This window comes from Salinibacillus kushneri (genome assembly GCF_900111405.1).
Classification (GTDB): domain Bacteria; phylum Bacillota; class Bacilli; order Bacillales; family Alkalibacillaceae; genus Salinibacillus; species Salinibacillus kushneri.
Map to the genome: position 1 here is coordinate 129,027 of NZ_FOHJ01000005.1, position 21,987 is coordinate 151,013.

The window sequence follows — 21,987 nt, forward strand, 5'->3', positions numbered from 1 at the left end:
CCTACACTAACTGTACCGCGGAAAATATAATAAAGGCGCCTTTATAGAAAGAGGTTGTCGTGGTACAAGCAAGCGACTTTAATAATCTGTTGAAAAAGCATGAAAACATTATTTTTCATTTAATTCATAAGTACGGAATTCGTGATCCGGAGAATGAATTTTATCAGGAAGGTATCATCACTTTATGGAAAGCATTTGAAACCTATGATGAAACGAAGGGAAAGTTCTCTACATATGCTTACTTTCTCATTCAAAAGAAATTCCTTACATTGATTCGCAAACATAATCGTCAATGGGAAAAAAATCAGTAAAAATGGAAAGGCAAAAGCCATTAGGCTATCAACTTTAGAGGCTATTTGCAGAGAATTAGAATGCCAGCCTGGAGATATTTTAAAATACAAAAGTGAAGAAGACACGCAATAATCCTACACATTTAGTTTCGTTATGAGTAGATATAAAATGGATTTCTAAATTGATTTTATTGGCAAATTTGATACTTTAATCTATTAAGGGCTTGGTTTTTAGAACAATTTGTTGAGGCGTAGTTCTGTGGCTGACGATTATTTGATGGTTTACCTTAGGTAATAAATAAATAACCTGTATAATAATATAAAAAGCCGATTAAATAAAAAAGAGTGCTAAAATTCTTTGTGATTTTGCACTCAATGCCCATATCTAAAATCATAGGATTTATTAACCATTATAAATCAGTATACTTCTTCCAATTCCCTTTCGCTTTATCTACAGGATATTTCTTTGCATTCTTTTCTAGTTTATCTAGCACAATATCATTTAGATCAACATCTAACATATCTGAAAGCATTAAAGAATAAATGACCACATCCGCCAATTCTTCATGGATATTCTTCTGATTTTCCTTTATAGATGTTTCACTATCCTTCCACTGGAAATTTTCAAGCAATTCGCTCGCCTCCAGTGATAAAGAAATAGCTAAGTCTTTTGGATTATGAAATTGCTTCCAATCCCGCTCATCACGGAACTTGATTGCCGCATTCACTAGTTCACGAACTGTCATATCTTGTTTATCCATTTTAATCTCCTTTAAGTTCTGTTTTACCTGTATTATTTATCTTCATATGGAATTTTTCAAGTCAAAAATCGGGACAGTCCCCAAGTACTAAATGTATAAGCTACCCAGAATTTGGGATATTAAGACTGAGGTGATTGTAATGAAGAGTATAAGTATATTAACATTTTCAGCACTTCTTCTCATTTCTCCTATTCAATTAAGTGCAGAAACTCAAGCAGACTGCCCGGATGCAAAACAATTAGAGTCTGTATCAACACATAATAAGGAAGAACTGACTGAAGCATTAGAGGATATTGTGCCGGATACATACGGAGAGAATGACTACGGAAATCATTTTTCAAAATGGGAGGTGACTACTTCTCTCCCTTTTACTAAAGCTATTGAAAATAAACAGGAGAATAAAGAATATTACGAGCAGGCAAAAAAGGTCTGCGGTGAAGAAGTGGCCAAGCAGTCATGGTTAGTCAAATTACATTTTCCACTTTGGGAAGGAAAAAGTGAAAATGCAACAGATGGTCAGTTATTTTTAGCCAAAAGTAAAAGAGATGGCTGGTTTGCGTGGTATAGGGTACAGTAACGATTCAAAGCGTATCTGCTTTTGCGGATACGCTTCTTTTATTGGCAAAGGAAATGAACTTCCAGAATTAATGCCAATCCCTAGGCGATTATGTTGGAGACACAAGTTCTACTTTTATTCGATCCGGATCCTCAAAGTAAACCGCATAATGATTATCTCCCCCGGCAAAAGGGTGTTTATCCGTATACAAAATCCTTACACCTTTATCTTTTAACTTTTTCGTAATTTGATCAACGTGCTTACGTGAAGCAGCGTGAAAGGCTAAATGATTAAGTCCCACCCCGGATCTATGATACAGGATGTCCAGAAACCTGTCCTCTGCCTGAACAAAAACGATATAAGTTTCCCCTAACTTCCAGCTATGCCCGCTCTCCCACTTCTGAAAAGAGGTATACCCTAATTCCTTAAGAAACCAGCCCCAAAACTCTAAAGTCCGGTTTAAATCAGAAACATAGATCTCAATATGATGCAATAAACCTGTTGTCACATTTATTCCCCCTTATCACACAATCACCTAAGCAAATTTAGAACAGTCGCTTAAGTAGCTTCACAAATTTAACTCTGGTCTTCCTTCCTCACCACGTTTATCTATTTAATCTGTTTCCTCCTCAACCGCATCCAATTGAATGATAATATTAAAATAGCGACAAGCCACTTCTTTTTTCAAATAGTAAGACTTCCAAAGCCTTATGTTTTCGTAAAATCTCAGAATGGATTCAATTGCTTGTCTTTTAATTTATCAGCCTCAAATATTTGTTTCATCATGCTTCATCAAATGTGTGGTTTACTCTTTCACTTTAAAATAAATAAACGTCTGTCTAACAAGATATACTGCAAAGGTTGGGATAAAAATATATAGACCTGTATTTACTACATACATATTGACTAATAGTCCATATCCTACAGCAACTAGAATGATTGAAACAAGAAAGAATAAGTTTAGCGCCGTTCTTATCCATTTCTTCAGCTTTTTACTATTCCATTCAATACGTTGCAGAATCAATCCAAGGCTTAATCCACTTAGAAAAAGGATAAGATACGTCACAAAATTCCTCCTTTATCACCTTAATTAGATTCCAATAACCATTAACACAAGTATATCAGTTTCCTGACATGTTTTGGCATAAATTTACTAATCGTCATCAAAAATCAAGCTAATCCTATCATCATTGCAAAAAAGAAAAGACGCGATTAGTCTCGCGTCATTTAATATGTTTCTTAATCATTTTGTTTCCATTTTTAATGAAATAAGCCTGTAACTCCTCTTTAAATAACAAAATTCGCAATGACCCACACCAAAACAAAACTAATAATAATAGACAGATTCGTAACTGTCCCTACAAATCTTCTGTCATAATTAAACTCTACAGCATAAGGAAGCACAGACATCGACGTTGGCAGGATTAGTCCGATTAATACCGTATATTTAAACATATCATTGAACGGGAGGAGCATAAATAGCCCAATTCCCACGGCAATTCCAATAACATATCTTACAGCCATATATTTAACGACTAGCTTAAGATAGCTCTTTTCAAACATAAAGTTTAAATAAATGCCCAGAAGCAATAGGGACATCGGCATATTAGCGACGGAAATAACGTCTGCTGTTTCGATCAATAATTTAGGCAGTGGGAAATTGATTAAACTGATGAATACGATAATGATAAAGGTCATAAAAGGGATTGAATGGGCCATTTGTCTGGAAATGGTGCGAACATCTAATGAAAAGGAACCGGCTGAATAGTAAGCTCCAATCATATATACGAGTCCAAACACAATAAAAGCATTTCCCATATCAAACATACCAAAATACTGAATGCCTTTACTTCCCCAGATCCCTTCGACTAATGGATAGGCAAACAAACCTACGTTAAATCCAGGCACCATCATCGTCAGCATACCTTTTGTATATCGACTTTGTGTCCGGAAAACAAAAATACCTATAACTCCCATAATCAGACCATAAACGAGGCCGATAAGAATAAGTATAATTAAGGATACATCCAGCGTCATATCATGAAAACTGACAATAATGAGTGCAGGGAGTGTTAAATTAAAAATAATACGTGAAAGTCCTTCTCCATCCTTCTCTTTAATGAAGTTTGTTCGTTTCAATAAATAACCTAAGGCAATAATAAGTATGGAATATAAAAACTGCTGATTAAAACTAGACAACGATGATTACTCCTTACTATATCCGAGTTTACTAGATTGATAAGTTCATACGAAAAATCATAACGCTGTCTGTGGGGTTCGTCAATGGGAGGGTCTCATATGATCGTAAGGAGGTAAGAGGCTAATCACCTTTGATTTTTAGTAGTAAGTCTAATGTTTGTCAATATGTGCCTAAATCACTCTTCCCCATTCTTCATAACCAATAAATATACATTTATCGCTTATCTGCCATTGTTCCTTCTATGATTCATATAGACCAAAGTTGTTATCAGAGCATGCGCCACTGCTCCCCCTATCAGCATACCTATCCATTGTCCCCAATCAAATGAATGACTCCAAAGACCTTGTCCAATAGCTACAAGTGTAAAACCTATAGATGTACCAATAAACGATATAATAATTGATTTAAAACTAATATACATATAAATCACCCTTCATCGAACGATGTGAAAAACTTCTTATATCAAAAAGATTCCCAAAACCAAAATGAGTACCGTGAATAAAAACGAAGATTGAATCTTCACTTGATTTTTAGCTTGTTTACGCGTTTTGTGAATAATAGATAACACCAGCATATGAAAAACAAATAAAAAATAATATAAAATACAATACATTAACCAACGTTGACTTTGGAATAACTGATTTAAAGGGTCACTTAAAAATACAACAAAAATACCAATGAACGAAAGCAGCAATATAATCGTAAGGATGACGGGCATTTTATCCCATAACGAATGAGTTAGAAAGGTATCACTCTTCTTGGTCTGAAAGTACAAAATGAAACTAAATAGACCAATAATAATGATTAGAAAAGTGATTCTTTCTAGCATTAATATAAATGCATCAACATTAGAAGCATTGACGGATATAGCCACATCTTCCTTAAAGGAATCAATAAAAAAGGCTAAGATAGTTAATAAAAGAATCATAATGAATTGATAAAAACTCCAGCGTGTAAATATCATAATCGGGTATACTCCTTAGCTACATTAACGAATCACTGTAGTCTCATTATAACGAACCTATTATAACCATTAAAAGGAAAATTTTATAATGCAATAATTAAATCCAAAAAAAACATGTTATCAAAATTCATACATCTTAACGTTGAAAGAGGGAAATACTTGAAGTATACTTTTTACGAACATACGTTTTTTCTTTAAGCCAAGGAGGAGAAAATGAAGAATAGTATTACCCTTGATTTCTATAAGGAAGCATACAAACCAAAATTACAGAACTATCATTTATCTGAAGAGCAAAATCGCTATGCACCATTTCCTATGGATGCCCTATTAACATGCAAGGAGGATTCTACCAGGTGTCCTATTGTGATCTTATATCAAGGGGAACCTGCTGGCTTTTTTGTACTGCATGGATGGAAAGGGGTTCAAAAGTATAGTGATAACAAGGAAGCTATTTTAATCAGAGCGTACTCCATTAATGCCAGTTATCAAGGAAAAGGAATTGCAACAGAGTCATTAAGGATATTAGATTCCTTTGTAAAGGAACACTTTCCAGATAAATCTGAAATCATTCTGGCAGTTAATCACCAGAACACAAATGCTCAGCACGTCTATCAAAAAGCTGGCTTTACTGATAAAGGATTGCGTACGATGGGACCAAAAGGTGAGTTGTATATTTTTCATAAACCTCTCAAGTAAATCATTGGCGGGGCGCAAATAACATCACTGAAACGCCTATTAGACAAATCCCAGCCCCAATCCAGTCATACATATCCGGCGCTTTCTTATCTATTCCCCAACCCCATATAACGGACAGAATGATAAAAATACCACCATATGCAGCATAAACACGGCCAAAGGAAGGAAAGGCTTGAAAAGTGGCTATTACTCCGTATAAAGCTAATGACAAGCCACCACCAATCCCCCAATAAAATGGCTTTCCTTCCTGCAACCATAACCAGATTAAGTAACCACCTCCGATTTCAGCTATTCCCGCAAGAACAAATAAGACCATGGCATAAAGCATTACATCACTCCCCAAGGTTTCGTATTTTTTATTTATCTATTGCCTCATGTTACAATATTATCAAAAATAATAGAGGAGTGATCCCATGTATCGTAAAGTAGAGGACTTTCTTGCTGATTGGTCCAAAGCGTCAAAAGGTACAATTAAAGTACTTGAATCCCTAACGGACGAAAAATTAGACCAGGCGATTGTGGAAGGTCATAATACATTAGGATGGCTTGGATGGCACTTAGCAACCGCACCGGCATATTTTGGAGGTCTTGTTGGATTCAATATCAATATATCCGGCGATCCTAATCGTGTTCCAGATCAAGCAAGTACCATTGCTGATACATATAAAAATGTCGCGGAAAGCATTCAGCGTCAAGCAGAAGAACTTACAGACGAGCAAATAGAAGATGAAGTGGACGCTCACGGCACTCCTACCCCGCGTGGTGCCCTACTCCGCACATTAATTGACCATCAGACCCATCACCGTGGTCAAATGACTGTTCTTCTTCGCCAGGCAGGATTAAAGGTTCCTGGTGTCATGGGCCCAACAAAAGAAGACCAGGAAAAATAATCAGTGAATAAGGAGTATGGAAGACCATACTCCTTATTTTACAGGAAATTCAATCTTTTGCAGACAACTGTTCAAACCCATTCATTTTAAAATCACCGCTTTCTTTTGTAAGTGTAAACCGGTAAACGTTTGTTTGTGTCTGATTGTCTACTTGTTGCTTCACTTTCACGGTTATATCATAATAATAGTAGTTTCGTCGGAGATTAATCAGTTTTACATCTACTAATGATTTTTTCGGATGACGCTCTAGGCTAATTGCGGAAAAAGCCATCTCTTCACTTAAAGTTGATTCAGCAAGCTTTCTCCGTTCTTGATCACTAAGTCCCTCACTTGCGAGTTGATAATAAGATTCGATTTGTTCCAATCCTGTCTTTTGTAAATATTCAGCTGAATAAAAGTAGGGCGTAAAAAACTGATAGAAAAAGAAAAGTATAATCAAGCTATTTATCAAGGATTTAATCAGGATTTGGAATCGAATCGCTGTCAGCCATTTATCCAGTCGTATAGCTATCCAGGTAACGGCGATAATAACTGCAACTAAAATAAGAAAAAAGATAAAATGATTAGCATAACTGAAATCCAGCCAATCATCGGTGCATAGAAATATGTAAACGAAAAAAACGGAAAGTAATAATTTAAAAGCTTTACTCATAATTACGATTACAACTCCCTACATCCAGTTTCTCTCTAAGCTTCTATGTCAAAGAATCTGAAACTTCATCTACGTATAATTTTTACTAGAATCCCTGCCAAAATCATACCAGATCCAATATAAATATATGTAGAAGGTTTTGTTAACGCCAGTAAGATCGAATCGATTACATAGATATCACTACAATACTGAACATCTTCTGGTGTGAAAGTAAATACGTCTCTACATTCTGAAACTGGTAATATAGCAACCTGATTTATATAAAATAGGGAGTAAAAGCCCGACATCAAAAATAAAATAAGCACAGGACCCCCTATAATGAACAACTTCTTGTTCCCCATGCCATAATCCTCCGATACATGTTTTATTAAGTGGCGTATTTTCTTTCAAAATAAATGTCTAAACCTAATACAGCTCCATAGATAAGTGACGTTAATAGGGAATATGTACCGTAATTCAAGTCAAATAGCAGATTTCCACCAAAAACTGGTGTAGTAAAGATGAAATAAAAAGGGTATTGTATGGAGGAAATACCCTCAAGGATTATATGATTACGCATTGTATGTTCAAATGCTGTAATCATAAAGATCAGTACACCTGATATCACTCCTGTGAGTGTAAATATCCTTAACGTTCTGATCCCTTTTTTAGAATACAAGATTAATATAGCTATAAATAATATAGTGAACATCAAATGGAAAATATTAAGGTTTAGATCTGGATGTTTTATTGATGGCATAAAATTAAGAGAAAATGCCAATAAATACGAGGCGACCAGTAATAGTAAAGTATTATAATTCAACAAAGACCCCCCATTATTATTTGAAAAGTAACTATTCGAGCTCGTCTAACCTTTGCAAAGCCTCTCTTTCTTCAAATGAACTAAACCACCTGAAGTTGTCTTCGTCTAAGATCCTGTAATGATGACTAATTACATTTTGCTGGAGACGAAAATCTCCTTTAACCTTAACTTCCCTCCACCAGACTCTCCCCCCCATTGTTTTCTCCTTGGGTGTACCATCGACACGATTGGCAATCAGCTGGATAAAATCAACCGGATTGTCACCAATTACAGATACCAGCAGCTCACTTTGATTAAATAAGGCACAGAATGCTACTACAATGGTCCAACTGGCTTTAGTTCTTCCCTTTTCAATTTGTATAAGCGTTTTTTTGGAAATCCCGAGTATTTCAGCCATTTTATCCTGTGATAGATCCTGTTCAGTTCGTACAAGTTTCATTTTGCTAGAAATGAGCTTTACAAAGTTGTCCTTATCCAATGTTTTCAACTCTCCTTTTAGTGTAATTTTACATTAAAGGTGTTATTTGTCAATATAGCAAATCCATATAAAAAAACGTGAATGGAGATAGAATCCATTCACGTGTAATGTTGCTGTTATTTTCCTGTATAAATTTCCAAGCCTCTTTGTTTAAGCTTCTAAGGCTTTCACTACTTTTTCAGCGGTACTTTTACTTGACTGCGGGTTTTGACCTGTAACCAAGTTACCATCTCTAACGGAATGATCGGTCCAATTTTCACCGGATACGAAGTTTGCACCTTTTTCACGAAGCTTTGATTCTAATAAGAATGGCATATGTAGATCCAGTTGCATTTCTTTTTCTTCATCATCTGTAAATGCTGATACCTTCTTCCCTTTTACTAGTGGTGTTCCATCTTCATAAGTCGCATTCACCAATCCAGCAGGGCCATGGCAAACGGATCCAATAACTTTATCTTCCTCAGCAAATTGCTGAAGAACATATTGCAATGTTTCATTATTCGGGAAATCAAACATGGCTCCGTGTCCACCTGGTAAGAAGATTGCGTCGAAACCTTCAGCATCTTCTTTCGTTAGCTTTGCGGTATTTTTCAGTTCTTCTTCTGCTTCCTTCCATTCTGCTTTTTCTTCAATACTATTTGGATCCAATGCTACTTCTCCACCTTCAATACTGGTTACTTTCACATCGTATCCCTGTTCTTTAAACACTAAATAAGGCACTGCAAACTCCTCAAGCCAAAGTCCGGTTTTATGATCATCTGTAATGGTTGTGTGATTGGTTATAACCATAAGTACTTTTTTTGCCATTTTGCTTACCTCCCTAATAGATATGTAACACATGTAATATGTGTCGTCTGTTTATATTTTATTCAACACTTACTTTTTAGCATAGATTTCAGGAGGCTTGCAAAAAAAGTGCTTAGACTGCTTCTATTCGATGTGACCTGGTTTATTCATTTATTATTCAATCGCGACCGATTATCTCCCCTTATTAAAAAACCTTACTAAACGATAAATATCTAGGTTCAATAACATTAATTAAAAAATTTTACAGTACACTGTTTCTTTTTGAGAAAAGCGTCCGTTTGTTTGATTAATTCGATAAAAAATGCATTAAACCTTTTTAGATCCACACCGTTGTTAGTGAAATAACTACAATCATTATTATTTAATTCATCAGCATACTTAGTTAAAAGGTTATCATAGAACTCGTTCAACCTATTATGATACCCTTTTCCTGCTTTTCCTTTTATAGAATAGCTCATCCCTTATGTTGATCAATAATCGCTTAAAAGTCCATTTTTTATAGCAAAAAAGCCATTTTGAAAAGAGGTTGTTCAAAATAGATTTTTTTCCACCAGAACGAAGTGGCATTTCATACCTAAATTCTGTTTGTTCATACAAGGAAAAGTGTCACTTATTCTTTAATTATTATATATAAACCAAAAAACCGTTATAGTTATTACCGAAAGGAGGAAAGCAATGAAAGTCAATATCGATATTGATCAAGAATATGAAGGGGTTTTTGTTACTATTCACGCAAAAGAATGGACACAGGATCTCGAAGATATAGTTAAAAGTTTAGAAAGTAGAACCCATAAAAGAATTGTAGGGATTGAAGAAGATAAATCAATTCTTCTTACACCGGATGAAGTTGAATATGTATTTGCTCAAAATCGAAAAGTATATGCTTCTATCCACAATCATACCATTGAGCTTACTATGAAACTGTATGAATTAGAAGAAATATTAAGTGGCTATCATTTCACCCGCTTCTCTAAATCAGTAATAGGGAACTTAAATCATATTAAGTATTTTGAATTGGCCTTTAATGGTAATTTATGTGTTTTCTTTCATTCAGGAGGTAAAGAGTACGTATCAAGGAAGTACGTTAGCGAAATTAAGGAAAAATTAATCCTGGGAGGTAAGTGAATATGATTAATATAACGATAAGGAGAAGTTTTATTGGATTAGGTTTTACAGCAATCGTTACTTTTATTGCTTTATCGATTATGGTGGTTCAAGGAGTTGAAGCTAGCGTTTCAGATATTTGGAAAAATATGCTTGGAAGTATGCTGATGGGCGTTTACTTTGGAATTGCCTCTCTTCTTTATGATATTGAAAGTTGGAGTCCGCTAAAACAAACTTTGATACATTTCTTACTATCAATATTCATTTGGTTACCACTAGCCCTTTACCTTGGATGGGTGCCATTTGATGTTGAGTCGCTTTTCATTGCAACTGGTCTATTTATCTTGAGTTATGCCATGTTTTGGTTCGGTACGTGCATCTATTTCTTAAAGTTAGAAAAAGAAATGAATAACTCAATTAAGAAGTAACCCTTAAAGTTGAACAAGAGTTTATCCAATGACTCCCCCTGTACCTAGAAATGCTTTCTAGATTATACTACAAAATCACTCTTATATTCAGTTTAGGCGCTAATTTATTCCTGATTAGCGCCCGATAATTTAACACAGCTATTTTCGAGAAATCGGAAGTTTTCTTAATTATTCACGCAAAATCTTCTCCATCGCTTTTCCCTTTGCTAACTCATCGATCAGCTTATCCAAATAGCGAATTTCCTGCATAGTTGGTTCTTCGATGTCTTCCACTCGAACACCGCAGATTACGCCTTTGATCAAAGTCCGAGAAGGATTCAATTGAGGAGATTCAGCAAAGAAGGTCTCAAAGTCTGTCTGTTTTTCCAATTGCGCTTCTAACTCTTCCTGGTTATACCCAGTTAACCAACGGATGATTTCATCGACTTCCGCTTTCGTACGTCCTTTTTTCTCCGCCTTCGTAATATAGTGGGGATAGACACTCGCAAAACTCATTGTATAAATCTTATGTTTGGTCATGGTACATCCTCCCTCATCTATTTTGGATTAATTACTTTACAATTATATCATTCAAACGTTATTTTGATTTTTAATATATAGCTATCTTTTAAAAATTTTAGTAAATGTCATTTGAGGCATGTCGCAATGATGTCATGAAAGAAAGTTCCTTTTCTGTATGTTCAGTTATGAAATTTTTCAAGGTTTCCACACGATTATCCGAATACCCAAGATAATTAGGTTTACCTTTTTTATCCTCGAGTTCATTAACCCTTTTTTTTCAAGGTTTGAAATCTTTTTCTTTAAATCATCATTCGGAGTTTTAATCCGATGTGGTATCCCCTTAAAAATTGCCATTACAGCTATAATTAAAACAATAATTCCAGCTGCAAACATCAAAATTATTTCCATAAATAACTTCTGTCTTTTCTTGATAATCCTTCCAATAAGCCAAGAAAAAGGGCCATCCTTATTCCAACTTTGCTTCCGATTCTGGCAGTTAAAAACCTCAATCTAATATCTAGTTTTCCATAATTTCTTTGACGTAGATAGTGCCTCGATTGTGGAAGATCGTTATTAAGATTTTCTTATTAAACTAAAGCCACCCTTTAGTTTAAAAGCTGATTTATCTTCTTATCATCTTCTAAAGATTCTTGTATTAGCTCTTTTAATTTATTTTCATTGTCAATTTCCTTCAATTCTATTCCATACCATGCTTGTAGCTTTTCTCTCGAAATTTTATACTCTTCCATACCATCAACCATTTCAAAATGAAAGGTTATCCAGTCCACATTTTGTATCAATGTAAAAAGGTAAGAGGCATTGGTGATAGCTGTTTCTTTATCATTTAATTCTGATTCCATCCAATCATAGTTTACAATTATCCCATATGGTTCTTCTTTTGTTTTAAGTTCTAATCCGCTGAAATGTTTTGCCCCTTCTAAATGAATAACTGAATTAACTACTGCACTGTTATCACCCACATATGAACCTTTATACTGAAATAAATCAACATTAGTATTATTTGAATTTGAATGACAACCACTTAAAAAGAACATTACCAATAGCGAAAACAACAAGAATATAATCATTTGTCTCAACTTCATTCCCCCTTTATTGAATACCCATTATATAAATATAATAATCCAAATACCTTCTTTAATTATCCTGCCCTTTAACCAATAGGAGCTGCCGCGACAACTCCTTCTTCAATATTTGCTCCCAATAGTTGAAGAATTTTTTATTTTATAGAAATGTAATACCTTTTATAACTTACATTCCGACTTCTTCTACTTTCTTGAATATCCTTGAATACATTTCCTTTATGTATTCTTCTGTTTTTTCATCATTATACAAACCAAATCCCCAGTATTTTAATGAACCATCTTCCTGATGGTTAAGAACCCCAACAGCATAGCTATTTCCAGGGGTCCATTCCCACGACTCATTATATTCTGTATCTTTTACCGTAAAAGGAATATGGTTTTTAGCAGATATAAAAAAGAACGGGATGGCAGAATTTAAGTAATCATCTGCATATTGACTCTCAGCAGCTTGGGATAGATTTTCTTTCATAATAAAGACCGCATTATAAGAATCTAAATCTTTACTTGTCAATTCTTCAAATGAAATTTCACTGAATCTCACTTGTTCCTCTTTTATTTTTGGTGTTTCACCAACCACCGCTATTCTTAAATCCTTTTCTTCATACAATTCAAAGTCTGGATTTGGAGAACAAGCTGATAATACAACAAATAATGATATGAATAAAAAACATAAACTGGTTGCTTTTATTCCTTTCATATTTATCCTCCTGTTTCAACAAGACAATAGGTCTCCTTGTAATAATGGGTTCCTAAACATTTACTGTAATAAAAAGGGGGATAATCCTTCTTTACAATAAGCACCCGTTAGTTCAATATAATGGAGCAAAAATAGATATACAACGTATCGATTTACGAGAATTTATGATTCAATTACTATTGCCTTTTTATTTGGTTTTTTCATGGATGCAACCTTATTTCTATTACAATTGTTTCCACCATCTGAAACACTTGTCACTCGATATGTATATTTAATTATCCGTTTATTCGTCTTTTCTATCGGCTTGCTGGGGTATTTTGCAGCGAAAATGCCATTAATGCCTTATGATACCTTAACATATGAGATTCCTGTTTGGTAAGGTGCCCTGCACTATATAAAATATCTATAACGATCTTCATCAAGTGTTAATAATTTTTTGACACACTTAATATCCATACAGAATCATCTATTTATGGATTTTACTTTCATTATAATAGGATTCAACTAATTGGTTAGCATATAAATTCGCTTCATCAGGATATTCAATTTTCAAAGTTTCACATACATCTATCGCTGATTCTCTGAAGATACTCATAGTATTTTTAAGTGCATTCCACACATCTTTTTCTTCATAGTGAGCATATAGTCTTTTAAATGAATCAATTATATTAGAATCTGCCCACTCTTCAAAAAAGCGAAATCCATGCCAAGTATCAAACTCAACTCCTCTTTTTAATTTTGTTTGAATTTTAATTATTGATATAAGCAAATTTTTCATGTAAGAATCACAAATCGACTTACCGACTAAGATTTCACCTCTACAAAGTTTTTTTGAAGTCAAAACTGCATGATACCAAAAATCATGAATAGAATTATTGATTTCTTCTTTAGTTGCCAGATTTATAGATGGTCTAGTACTAATAGCTACCTCAAGAATTGACTCTAAAAGTTTGTCCTTATCAATTAATAGCTTAGATCCTTTTGAAAAGACTCCAATTGCTTCATTCTGTTCTTCCACTTCTGATATTATTGAGGTCGACAAACAAGCAAAGTCAACATCTAGACCCCCTTCAAATAAAACTCGACGTTCAGTACCACCACCAACTGCTGTATTTTCAAGAAATGAAATATATGTCTTCCCTATTTCATGAATCCATTCTTGATTAAAAAGTAAATATTCAGGATTTCTCGAAAAAATGACAAGATCTAGATCAGACCACTTATCAGCAGGCTTAACTCTTCTTGCTCTAGATCCTACAATTATTGCCGCACGAATATTTTCTTCCTCCTGTGCGTATTTTACAAACCTTTCAATAATTAAATCATACGTTAAATTAATCATGAACTTATAATCCCCCCATTTTAATAATTTACATAAGGCTACTTCCTTATTTATATAATGAAATGAATATGCTTCTTTAGTTGGTCAAGGCTCAAACCTGCTATTGCTGATATAAGAAATACACAAACGCGCTCATTTTCGGTATAGTAAAATCATAGCTCTGCTATTTCCTATACAAGATTTTTCCTTTATCATGTGAAGAAAACCCTAAATATAGCTCTGAATGGCTAGTACAGAAATGCGAAAGGACGCCAAATAAAGATTGGCGTCACCTTCAATTTCACCTACTATTTTACAGGAATCCAGATTTCAGAATACAAATCCGGATTGGAGGGATCCTCGTCTGAATACACCTCCAATTCCGGCGTTCCTGCATGTTGGTAGCCACTTGAGGGAAACCATTCCGAAAAAATCTGCTTCCACACGTTCTGCATAGCATTTGGCATGGGCCCATGAACCTCAAATACTGCCCATTTGGAAGCGGGAATTTCTAACATCGATAATCCTTTAGGGCGCTTTCCTTCATAGGACGTGCCTATCCAATAATCAATGGATTTGGAGGTATTTTCAACACATACTCCCAACACTCCTTCAATAGCACCATTATTCAACTTGAACAATAATTCATCGGTTCCGTCTGCATTGACCTTTTCCCACATTTTAGGAATACCCTTATTATTCTGTTCATCGACCAATGAAAATTCCCTTTTAATTCCCGCAATCTTGAATTCCTCCCGTTCAACAATCTTATATTGCATGGGTTCTGCTCCTTTCAAATTCACCTGAATCACCAGGCGGTTATAGGATTTTAGCTTTCTCTTATTTTTTCTAGCATCACTGGGTGTCACACCATGTTGCCTACGAAAAGCCTTTGAGAAAGCTTCGGGAGTTTCGTAGCCATACTTGTGCGCTATGTCAATTACTTTTGCGCTTGTTTCCATTAACTCATGGGCAGCTAAGGTTAGACGGCGCCGGCGAAGATATTCACCTACAGATATATCAGTCAATATCGAGAAGGTACGCTGAAAGTAAAATACTGAAAAATTTGCTTGCCTGGAAATGTTTTCAATTGATAGGTCATCCAGCAAATGTTCTTCCATATAGTTTATAGCCGTCTGTATTGACTCAACCCAAGTCATATCGCTCACTCCCTATTTAGATAGTAACAAGGCATCACTTTTTAGTCCTGTCATTCTGTGCTTTCCGGTGACAGCCTATTTAATTGAATTAAAGAAAATACACAGGAGTACCTCAATTGTTTTTGAAACAGATAAAAGGGTATTTCATCCTAAGGTTAATAAAGCATGAACGCTTTTTTATAGACGTAAAACGCCCGTTTCTTTAAAAGGGAGGAGCTGTTAAACATAGGCGTTGTATTCCCCTCCAGTGCGCTCGCTTTCAGCGGGCGTTCCGGAATCCTCCTTCTTTACGCCCGTGGAGTCTCCGGTATACTGCTCTTCCCGTAGGAATCTCGAGCACACCCCTCTATCAACTTGGTAGAAAATAAACGACAAACTTTAACACACCCAAAAAGTAAGATGATTTGTCAGAGCAAGAAAATTTATGAACATAAGTCACCCACTTATTTCAACACGTTCAGTCAAGCCGTATTTACCAGGATCAATCTCTTTTGACTTCGGCAAGTTCCGCAAATCTTTAACAAAAAACCATACAATTGATACCAGCAATATCCCTAAAGCTGCCACACTGAAAGTAGCAACACTTCCTATAGATGCACCAACTGCCCCGCCAACCAGCGCTCCCATTGGCATCGCAGACGTTGAAACACTCGTCATTACGGAGAATGTCCGTGCTAGTAAATGCTTCGGTACAATGCGCTGAATAACCGCGGAAATAAGCACCTCTGTTGCCCCAATTGGAATCGTTGCCGCACCGAACAATAGGATGCTTAGTAAATTCCACGGTGCCAATACGGATGCCGCCCATAATAAGGCACTTATACAAAAAGCTACAATCTGTATCTTTCCAATTGCAAACCTCTCCACATACGGCGATAAAAGCGCCCCAACCAAGAATCCACCGGAAAGTGCAGCCATCATATATCCATAGAATGCGGCATCTCCTCTTACATCCGTATAAGCTGGCATCACTGCCATCGCAGCTCCAAAGGCAAAATTAGCCCCCACCGCTCCGATAAAAAATTTTGCGATGATTGACCCCATCACAAAACGAAAGCCTTCGGAAAGATCCTTTCCGTATTTATTAAAACAGCAAAACAGCTACCGCAAATGTTACCGCATCCACAAGGTACAAGGTAACTGCCCCTAACATCGCAACCAATACCCCCGCTAATCCACTGAAAACCAAATCCAATCCTTGATAGGCGAAAGAAAATGCTGAATTCCCTTTGACAAGATCATTTGGACCAAGAATGCTTGGCAGAGCAGCCCGTTCCGCTGGAAAAGAAAACTGTCCAACAAAAGCGACGATTGGCATGACAACGAGGACGACTGTAACATTAAGAGCCCCTAAATAGTAAAATACTGGAATGATCAAAACAAGCAAAAGTTCCATGAGTTGTGTCACAACCAGAGTTTTCTTAAGTACCCAGCGATCCACCAGGGGTCCAACAAGGAATTGAAGCGAGGTGGGGATCATCGTTAAAAATCCAGCCAGTCCGGTATGAAACGTTGAACCCCCCAATTGATGTACTAACCACATAGCCGCTACAGCATAAAGGCTGTCTCCCGCATTCGTAATCAAACGCCCAATGAATAAACGTGTGAAATTACTATTGCCGAATAATGTCCACAATTGACAACACTCACCTTTTAGAGTTTTTCTATTTCTATTTTTACTTTTCAAACTAGCTAGTGAACATTCAATAGAGGGAATTACACTACATCTTAAGACTGATTTTATTTTGAGAAGGGAGTTCTTCCAACTTAAATTTTGTATAACTTTTAATGTCTTTTCTGTTTCCTCTCTACTAGGGATTCTACCGATTCACCTTGGTGTGCAAAAGCACCCATTACTTGACAAGATGCTAGTCAAAATGTATCCCAACAAACAATTTCCAGCCCATAACTAAAAATACCAGTCTAGTACACTTCCCCCTAAAATCCGATTAAAGGTTTCCCTTCTTTTAGAAAAGCCCAGTTAGGCTAATCAAATTTATCTTTTTTTCTTTCATGTGAGTAAAACAATTTCTGATTACGTTTATTATGTAAAATAGCTTAATAATCTCCCAAAAGAGTTAATCTCGTCATATGGTTTTATGTCGGTATTATTCTTGATCATATGAGGGTTGAACCATATGCCATTTATATTTGCATTTTGACAACCACCAATATCCTTTTTTATGTCGTCACCAACGAATAATGCTTCTTCAGGTAGCACATTAAGCTGATTTAATGCTAATTCAAAAATGCGTTTGTCAGGTTTACTAAATCCCACTTCTTCAGAAATAATTATTTTATCAAAACAACTATTTAAATTAGAGGTAATTATTTTAGCTTTTTGTCTCTGAGTTGAGCCGTTTGTTATAATTGCAACTTTAACTTGCTTCTTTATAATATTTACGATATTTATAGTATCTTGGTTTATAGAAAAACAATAAGGGAAAGTATGATTCCAAAAATCTTGAATGTAATTGCGTGGTAATCTATATTTTGGTGGGAATTCATCAAAAAATGATTCCAAAACTTTTACTTTATCACCATTGCCATAGCTTCTATTATCATATTCTTTAAATTTTTGTAGCATTTCATTTTTCGCTGAACCTTTTACGTCCTCATAACACTTTTCTGAAATAATTAAAAACATTTTATCTACTGCCTTATCCCTATTAAGTAAGGTATCATCTAAATCAAATAGCATTGCTTTATAGCCTTTCAAATAACTTCAGCCTTTCTCACATTATATAAATAATTCCTATAATCCCTAGTCAGCACCTTGTAATTTTCGGTTTACCAAAAAATGTAATGTTCAACTATCGACCCTATAGTTGAATAATTGCTATATAATGTTAGCTCTGTTTCTCTTTTTCAAGTAGTTCAATAATTTTATCTAATTTTTGATTAAGATTTTTTAATTCTTTATCATAATTTTCACCACTTTTATTTCTTTTGTAATAGTGGTAATACCCATCATTTTTAGGTTTTATAAAGAATGAACGAACTCCATAAAAGATAAAAGCAATTAACATAATAAATACAATATTTATTAATAGCATCCACCCAAAACTCCCTAATGTCTCCATACAACGATCCCCCTATTTTAGTTCAACGGAAATGGACTTATGACTCTTAAGGATATATTTCCTGATACAATTTGGTAGTTCCCATATTCAGCAATCGGACGATTAGATAATTCCTTGTTTAATTAAATTACCCTTCGTTGTAGTATGAATAAAATTTTCTTTACTTAATTACTCCCAAAAGCAAACCTGCAATCTATTTTTATCTAAATCATAAAAATCAAAAAACTTATTGTCACCATCATCTTTTAAATCAGTTACTTCTACACCTTTTTCTTTTAGTTTTACATATGTATTGTTAATATCATTAGTAAAAAAAATCGGATAAGTTGAATTTTCTTGTGAAGATACTCTTCCTTCTTCAATAGTTAATGGAACCCCACTATCTCCAATCGTGAATACTTGATAACCTTCCCCCTTAAATACTACTTTAAAACCTAACTCTTGATACCAAACACTCGATTGTTCTATGTTACTAACTGTTAAACATACTGTATCTATTCTTTCAAACATATAAGTACACTCCTTTAAGTATTTAATAGGTAATTACTTTTATTGAGTAATTTATACCTTTATTTTTTAAGTAAACTGCCCTGTATTTTAAGTACAGCTCTTCACAAACCCACTCATATTTTAACATAAATATCCATTTTAGAAGATGAAGTTCTTTCACAATCTGGCCCTAAAATAAATAAAAGCACATTCCTTGTTACAAAAATGTGCCCTAATGCTTATTCTATTCAATTGTATCTTTGTACTGTACAGTAGTTGTTCTTCCTTACATAAGTACCTTTTTATGTTTTTACCGAAAAGGTGTTAAATGGTAAATATACTAAATAATCATCCTCCTCATAAATTCATTCTCGATTATTAAGCCAGCTAAAAAAAATTATCCCCATATTTTCGGCAATTTGACCTGGGGATTTCACAATTCAACGCGCATCCGACTCAAACACTTCAGGAAACCCATACTACATCATTTTATTACCAACTTTCTTTTGAAAAGTTTCTATCCGTAAATGAGTAAGTAGGAAAAAATCACCTGTATCTACTCTTTCTTAAAAGGTAATTCTGCTTGGGAGAAGTGTGGAAAAATTTGAATATTTCGGTATGGCATATAAGGAGGAATTTCTACGTTTGTGCGAGAAAGTGGTACTTCAATTTGATCTCCAATATCTGCACGATAGGGTGGTATCATATGATTGATTTTAGCTAATTCCTCCAATGACAATGCATTAGTTTCTGCAATATCCTCAAAGGTTTGTTTTTCAGAAATCGTGATTTTATTACGTACTGGTTCAATTTTGCAGGAGCACTGCTTAAAAGTCGGTTGCTTTGATAACGGGTCTGTAAAATCAACAGTAAGTTCATTGGCAGATTGATTATTTTCCCACGTTCCATAATGGAACGGTATAAAAACAAGTCCAGGTTGAACCGTGTCAACCACTCGTGCCGGAACGTTTATCGAACCTCTTGGGGAGGAAACCTTGACTAGTTCCCCGGGGATAATTCCTAAACTTTCTGCGTCTACAATATTTATCTCCACATATCCTTCGGGAGCTATCATTTGTAAATAAGGAGATCTACCCGTTTTCGTTCTTGTATGCCAATGCCACACGAGTCTCCCAGTCGTTAGCCAAAATGGATATTCTTGTCTTGGTTGCTCAACTGATGGTACGTAATGGGTGTCATAGAGAATGGCTCTTCCGTTTGCTTGCATCGATTCAAATTCTTCTTTCGTCCTAGGTCTACCCGTAAATAAATCCTTCCCATAGGTTTGCGCATTATCGGGGAAGGTATGGAATTTAAAATCAGAATATAGCCTTGGAGTACCAAGCGGGTGCTTTTCGTCAATAGGCCATCGTAGTCCATTATTTTCTTTCAGCTTTTCATAAGTGGCAGCACTCATATCACTCGGCCTTCCTTTAGAGACCTTTTTCCATTCCTCGAAGCATTGCTCTGGCGTTTCGTAAGTAATTAGTGGTTTTCCGTCTTTGGTCTTAAAACCCATTCGTTTTGCAAAATCCAGTAAAATATCAAAATCACTTTTCACGCCATTGGGTGGATCGACCGCCTTTGTTAGTAGATTGATTGTTCGATCTGCATTTTCCATTGTTCCTTCTTTTTCTCCCCAAATAGCCGGAGGAAGAACAACATCTGCTACTTCGGTTGTTTCCGTTAAGAAAGGATCCTGAACAACCACAAAAGTATTTTCAAATGCTTTTTTTGCTCTTTGGCGATTTGGTAAAGAGGCCATTGGATTTGTATTAATGTTCCAAAACAAGCCAACTTTTCCTTTTTCCATTAAATGAACGATTTCCTCAATACCCTTTTCTGGTCCAACTTCTAAGTCTGAAGTATTCACATTCCAAAGTTCTGCCATTTCCTTAATATGTTTCGGATTACCCGGGTTCCTGTTCCCTGGATACGTACCAACACCACCAACAGTGCGGTTCCCAGAAGAGCTAGGTTGCCCAGCCATATGTAACGGACCACTACCGGGCTTGCCAATCAATCCTCTTATTAAATGAATGTTATTAATAGCCACACAGGAACTAGTGGCATCTGCCGATTGGTAAGCACCTTGAAGTGTGGTACATACCAAAGAGTTTGTTGTACCTATAACATGAGTAGCCATCTCCATGATATGCTCTGGTATTCCAGTTACTTTTGCTGCCAAGGAAGGTGTCCAAGGTTCGGTAGCCCATTGGATACGTTCAAAACCAACGGTGTGTTCTCGGATAAAATCTTTGTCTATCCAACCGTTTTTTAATAGTAGATGCACGATTCCATTTAACAACGCTAAATTGGTTCCAGGCTTTAACTGCAAAAACAAGTCAGCTTCTTTAGCTGTCAGTGTTTTTCTAACATCAACGACAATGATGTATGGCTTTCCTGTACGGCGTTTACGCTCCATAATTCGTTCGAAAAACACCGTGCCAGTTTCTGCTGGATTATGACCAAAAAACATGATTGTATCGGTTAAATCCACATCCTCAAACGAAGCAGGAACACCATCTGCGCCAAACGATTGAAATAGGCACCACTCAGTCGTTGCGGTACACAATCTTGTGTTGGCATCTAATAAATGAGACCGTAAACCAGCTCTACCAACCTTAGCAATCGTATAGTAGGTTTCTAGTGTACCTTGACCAGTAGAGTAAAACGCTATCCCATCGGAACCAATCGTCCGAAGCGTTTCTTTAGTCCTCGTAACAATAAGGTTCATCGCCTCATCCCAAGAAGCAGGCTGCAAGGTACCATCCTTTCTTATTAATGGTGTAAGTAAACGATCTGGACTATTATTAGCGTACCATTGGTTCTCCCCCTTCGGATCAAGTCGCCCCCGATTTATGTCATGATCTTCATTCCCTTTTATCCCAACGATTTTGTTATCTTTTACACCGATATAACAGCCGCAACCAATGGAACAAATGTTACATGTACTATACACCCATTTGTTTACGTCTCCTTGGCTGTATAAATTAATATCCATT

The 21,987-nt window shown here is 35.6% G+C and carries 30 protein-coding genes and 2 pseudogenes; 8 read left to right on the plus strand and 24 right to left on the minus strand.

The genetic code is table 11. From position 1 onward, the window contains the following. Nucleotides 1–59 precede the first annotated feature (59 nt). Nucleotides 60–311, plus strand: a complete 252-nt coding sequence (locus BMX63_RS08905) for a sigma factor (RefSeq protein WP_093134380.1) — start codon at nt 60–62, stop codon at nt 309–311. Next, nucleotides 304–423, plus strand: a pseudogene (locus BMX63_RS08910) (helix-turn-helix domain-containing protein); the annotation flags it as partial. The gene BMX63_RS08905 and the pseudogene BMX63_RS08910, both read left to right, overlap by 8 nt. A 277-nt stretch (nt 424–700) precedes the next feature. Here the strand turns inward: BMX63_RS08910 and BMX63_RS08915 are convergent. Beyond that, a complete protein-coding gene (locus BMX63_RS08915) occupies nt 701–1,051 on the minus strand; it encodes a nucleotide pyrophosphohydrolase (protein ID WP_245732786.1) in 351 nt (116 codons plus the stop codon). Between the two features lie 139 nt (nt 1,052–1,190). Here BMX63_RS08915 and BMX63_RS08920 point away from each other — a divergent pair, with 139 nt between their 5' ends. Next, a complete protein-coding gene (locus tag BMX63_RS08920; RefSeq protein WP_093134383.1) occupies nt 1,191–1,628 on the plus strand; it encodes a hypothetical protein in 438 nt (145 codons plus the stop codon). Nucleotides 1,629–1,716: 88 nt separating this feature from the next. Here the strand turns inward: BMX63_RS08920 and BMX63_RS08925 are convergent, their stop codons facing one another. The 5 genes from BMX63_RS08925 to BMX63_RS08945 form a co-directional block, all read right to left on the minus strand. Beyond that, nucleotides 1,717–2,115, minus strand: coding sequence for a VOC family protein (locus BMX63_RS08925; RefSeq protein WP_093134385.1), 399 nt, complete (start codon nt 2,113–2,115; stop codon nt 1,717–1,719). A gap of 297 nt (nt 2,116–2,412) precedes the next feature. Then, on the minus strand, nt 2,413–2,673 hold the full coding sequence (locus BMX63_RS08930) for a hypothetical protein (RefSeq protein WP_093134388.1): 261 nt from the start codon (nt 2,671–2,673) through the stop codon (nt 2,413–2,415). A 221-nt stretch (nt 2,674–2,894) separates the two neighbouring features. Further along, nucleotides 2,895–3,806: an AEC family transporter gene (locus tag BMX63_RS08935; RefSeq protein ID WP_093134390.1), complete on the minus strand. Its 912-nt coding sequence runs from the start codon at nt 3,804–3,806 to the stop codon at nt 2,895–2,897. 221 nt (nt 3,807–4,027) lie between these two features. Then, a complete protein-coding gene (locus BMX63_RS08940) occupies nt 4,028–4,228 on the minus strand; it encodes a hypothetical protein (protein ID WP_093134393.1) in 201 nt (66 codons plus the stop codon). A 36-nt stretch (nt 4,229–4,264) separates the two neighbouring features. Further along, nucleotides 4,265–4,771 carry a hypothetical protein gene (locus BMX63_RS08945; protein ID WP_093134397.1) on the minus strand — a complete coding sequence of 169 codons (507 nt, stop codon included), beginning with the start codon at nt 4,769–4,771 and terminating at the stop codon, nt 4,265–4,267. 213 nt (nt 4,772–4,984) lie between these two features. Here BMX63_RS08945 and BMX63_RS08950 point away from each other — a divergent pair, with 213 nt between their 5' ends. Then, nucleotides 4,985–5,467 carry a GNAT family N-acetyltransferase gene (locus tag BMX63_RS08950; RefSeq protein WP_093134401.1) on the plus strand — a complete coding sequence of 161 codons (483 nt, stop codon included), beginning with the start codon at nt 4,985–4,987 and terminating at the stop codon, nt 5,465–5,467. A 1-nt stretch (nt 5,468) separates the two neighbouring features. Here BMX63_RS08950 and BMX63_RS08955 read toward each other — a convergent pair whose 3' ends face one another. Next, nucleotides 5,469–5,795 (minus strand): YnfA family protein, encoded by a 327-nt coding sequence (locus BMX63_RS08955; protein ID WP_093134404.1) that lies wholly within the window; start codon nt 5,793–5,795, stop codon nt 5,469–5,471. 85 nt (nt 5,796–5,880) lie between these two features. On the opposite strand from BMX63_RS08955, the gene BMX63_RS08960 reads away from it, so the two are divergent. Then, nucleotides 5,881–6,357, plus strand: coding sequence for a DinB family protein (locus BMX63_RS08960; protein ID WP_093134407.1), 477 nt, complete (start codon nt 5,881–5,883; stop codon nt 6,355–6,357). A gap of 49 nt (nt 6,358–6,406) precedes the next feature. Here the strand turns inward: BMX63_RS08960 and BMX63_RS08965 are convergent, their stop codons facing one another. The 5 genes from BMX63_RS08965 to BMX63_RS08985 all read right to left on the minus strand — a co-directional run bounded on the left by BMX63_RS08965 (nt 6,407) and on the right by BMX63_RS08985 (nt 9,096). Further along, nucleotides 6,407–7,009 carry a hypothetical protein gene (locus BMX63_RS08965; protein WP_093134409.1) on the minus strand — a complete coding sequence of 201 codons (603 nt, stop codon included), beginning with the start codon at nt 7,007–7,009 and terminating at the stop codon, nt 6,407–6,409. Between the two features lie 65 nt (nt 7,010–7,074). Continuing rightward, nucleotides 7,075–7,350 carry a hypothetical protein gene (locus BMX63_RS08970; protein WP_093134412.1) on the minus strand — a complete coding sequence of 92 codons (276 nt, stop codon included), beginning with the start codon at nt 7,348–7,350 and terminating at the stop codon, nt 7,075–7,077. A 26-nt stretch (nt 7,351–7,376) separates the two neighbouring features. After that, nucleotides 7,377–7,616, minus strand: coding sequence for a hypothetical protein (locus BMX63_RS18480; RefSeq protein WP_245732787.1), 240 nt, complete (start codon nt 7,614–7,616; stop codon nt 7,377–7,379). A 226-nt stretch (nt 7,617–7,842) separates the two neighbouring features. After that, nucleotides 7,843–8,289, minus strand: coding sequence for a helix-turn-helix transcriptional regulator (locus BMX63_RS08980; protein WP_093134417.1), 447 nt, complete (start codon nt 8,287–8,289; stop codon nt 7,843–7,845). Between the two features lie 150 nt (nt 8,290–8,439). After that, the gene (locus BMX63_RS08985) at nt 8,440–9,096 is read right to left on the minus strand and encodes a type 1 glutamine amidotransferase domain-containing protein (RefSeq protein ID WP_093134420.1); all 657 of its coding nucleotides are present in this window, start codon (nt 9,094–9,096) and stop codon (nt 8,440–8,442) included. A gap of 675 nt (nt 9,097–9,771) precedes the next feature. Between BMX63_RS08985 and BMX63_RS08995 the strand changes: the two genes are divergently transcribed. Together BMX63_RS08995 and BMX63_RS09000 are read left to right on the plus strand one after the other, a co-directional pair. After that, entirely contained in the window at nt 9,772–10,221 is a 450-nt protein-coding gene (locus tag BMX63_RS08995) for a LytTR family DNA-binding domain-containing protein (protein ID WP_093134425.1), read from the plus strand. Nucleotides 10,222–10,223: 2 nt separating this feature from the next. Continuing rightward, a complete protein-coding gene (locus tag BMX63_RS09000; protein ID WP_093134428.1) occupies nt 10,224–10,628 on the plus strand; it encodes a DUF3021 domain-containing protein in 405 nt (134 codons plus the stop codon). Nucleotides 10,629–10,796: 168 nt separating this feature from the next. Here the strand turns inward: BMX63_RS09000 and BMX63_RS09005 are convergent, their stop codons facing one another. The 4 genes from BMX63_RS09005 to BMX63_RS09020 form a co-directional block, all read right to left on the minus strand. Then, nucleotides 10,797–11,147 (minus strand): DUF2200 domain-containing protein, encoded by a 351-nt coding sequence (locus tag BMX63_RS09005; RefSeq protein WP_093134432.1) that lies wholly within the window; start codon nt 11,145–11,147, stop codon nt 10,797–10,799. A 177-nt stretch (nt 11,148–11,324) separates the two neighbouring features. Further along, nucleotides 11,325–11,537, minus strand: coding sequence for a hypothetical protein (locus BMX63_RS18020; RefSeq protein ID WP_177167249.1), 213 nt, complete (start codon nt 11,535–11,537; stop codon nt 11,325–11,327). Between the two features lie 197 nt (nt 11,538–11,734). Then, a complete protein-coding gene (locus tag BMX63_RS09015) occupies nt 11,735–12,217 on the minus strand; it encodes a DUF4825 domain-containing protein (RefSeq protein WP_245732804.1) in 483 nt (160 codons plus the stop codon). A 181-nt stretch (nt 12,218–12,398) separates the two neighbouring features. Next, nucleotides 12,399–12,929 carry a hypothetical protein gene (locus BMX63_RS09020; RefSeq protein WP_093134441.1) on the minus strand — a complete coding sequence of 177 codons (531 nt, stop codon included), beginning with the start codon at nt 12,927–12,929 and terminating at the stop codon, nt 12,399–12,401. Between the two features lie 140 nt (nt 12,930–13,069). Between BMX63_RS09020 and BMX63_RS18025 the strand changes: the two are divergent. Further along, nucleotides 13,070–13,296, plus strand: a pseudogene (locus tag BMX63_RS18025) (DUF6198 family protein); the annotation flags it as partial. A 99-nt stretch (nt 13,297–13,395) separates the two neighbouring features. On the opposite strand, the gene BMX63_RS09025 reads toward BMX63_RS18025, so the two are convergent. The 8 genes from BMX63_RS09025 to BMX63_RS09055 form a co-directional block, all read right to left on the minus strand. Then, nucleotides 13,396–14,271, minus strand: coding sequence for an aminoglycoside 6-adenylyltransferase (locus tag BMX63_RS09025; RefSeq protein WP_093134444.1), 876 nt, complete (start codon nt 14,269–14,271; stop codon nt 13,396–13,398). Between the two features lie 287 nt (nt 14,272–14,558). Continuing rightward, on the minus strand, nt 14,559–15,410 hold the full coding sequence (locus BMX63_RS09030; protein ID WP_093134446.1) for an AraC family transcriptional regulator: 852 nt from the start codon (nt 15,408–15,410) through the stop codon (nt 14,559–14,561). A gap of 435 nt (nt 15,411–15,845) precedes the next feature. Beyond that, nucleotides 15,846–16,511 carry an MFS transporter gene (locus BMX63_RS18670; RefSeq protein WP_425441470.1) on the minus strand — a complete coding sequence of 222 codons (666 nt, stop codon included), beginning with the start codon at nt 16,509–16,511 and terminating at the stop codon, nt 15,846–15,848. After that, on the minus strand, nt 16,495–17,097 hold the full coding sequence (locus BMX63_RS18675; RefSeq protein WP_342732229.1) for an MFS transporter: 603 nt from the start codon (nt 17,095–17,097) through the stop codon (nt 16,495–16,497). Before BMX63_RS18675 ends, BMX63_RS18670 begins: the two co-directional genes overlap by 17 nt. Before the next feature lie 357 nt (nt 17,098–17,454). Then, a complete protein-coding gene (locus tag BMX63_RS09040; protein ID WP_093134745.1) occupies nt 17,455–18,111 on the minus strand; it encodes an HAD family hydrolase in 657 nt (218 codons plus the stop codon). A gap of 148 nt (nt 18,112–18,259) precedes the next feature. After that, nucleotides 18,260–18,493, minus strand: a complete 234-nt coding sequence (locus BMX63_RS09045; protein ID WP_093134449.1) for a DUF4083 family protein — start codon at nt 18,491–18,493, stop codon at nt 18,260–18,262. Nucleotides 18,494–18,661: 168 nt separating this feature from the next. Continuing rightward, nucleotides 18,662–19,003, minus strand: a complete 342-nt coding sequence (locus BMX63_RS09050; RefSeq protein WP_093134451.1) for a VOC family protein — start codon at nt 19,001–19,003, stop codon at nt 18,662–18,664. Between the two features lie 535 nt (nt 19,004–19,538). Further along, the gene (locus tag BMX63_RS09055; RefSeq protein ID WP_245732788.1) at nt 19,539–21,986 is read right to left on the minus strand and encodes a molybdopterin oxidoreductase family protein; all 2,448 of its coding nucleotides are present in this window, start codon (nt 21,984–21,986) and stop codon (nt 19,539–19,541) included. Nucleotide 21,987 lies beyond the last annotated feature (1 nt).